Source organism: Nocardioides abyssi (assembly GCF_030412915.1).
Lineage (GTDB): Bacteria > Actinomycetota > Actinomycetes > Propionibacteriales > Nocardioidaceae > Nocardioides > Nocardioides abyssi.
The window spans coordinates 1-404 of record NZ_JAUHJR010000040.1; the positions used below are offsets into that span (position 1 = coordinate 1).

At 74.8% G+C, this 404-nt stretch carries 2 protein-coding genes; both read left to right on the forward strand.

Annotated elements, in window-relative coordinates; translation table 11 throughout:
* A partial coding sequence (locus tag QWY29_RS19805) for an ATP-binding protein (protein ID WP_300962958.1) occupies nt 1-201 on the forward strand: 201 nt, incomplete at its 5' end.
* The coding region (locus QWY29_RS19810; protein ID WP_300962959.1) for a response regulator transcription factor at nt 186-404 on the forward strand (219 nt) is incomplete at its 3' end. The genes QWY29_RS19805 and QWY29_RS19810, both read left to right, overlap by 16 nt.

Consider the following 404-nt stretch of genomic DNA (forward strand, 5'->3'; position numbering starts at 1 on the left):
CGCAGCGCCGTGCCCGACGGCGACGAGGGGTTCGGCCTCGGCCTGTCGATCGTGCACGCGATCGTCGCCGCCCACGGCGGCTCGGTCGCCGTCACCGACGACCGCCCCCAGTCGCCGCACGGCGCTCGGTTCACCATCACGCTGCCCACGTCCGGGGCGTCGTCCGTGCTCGTCGAGGAGGCCCCGTGGCCCGCATCCTGATCGTGGAGGACGAGGCGCGCATCGCCTCGTTCCTGGCCATGGGGCTGCGTGCCGACGGCCACCAGACCACCGTCGTCGACGCCGGACGCCGCGGTCTCGACGAGGCGCTCTCCGGCGGGCACGACCTGATGGTGCTCGACCTCGGGCTGCCGGGCATGGACGGCCAGGAGGTCCTCGAGCTGCTGCGCGCGCAGGGCTCGAGG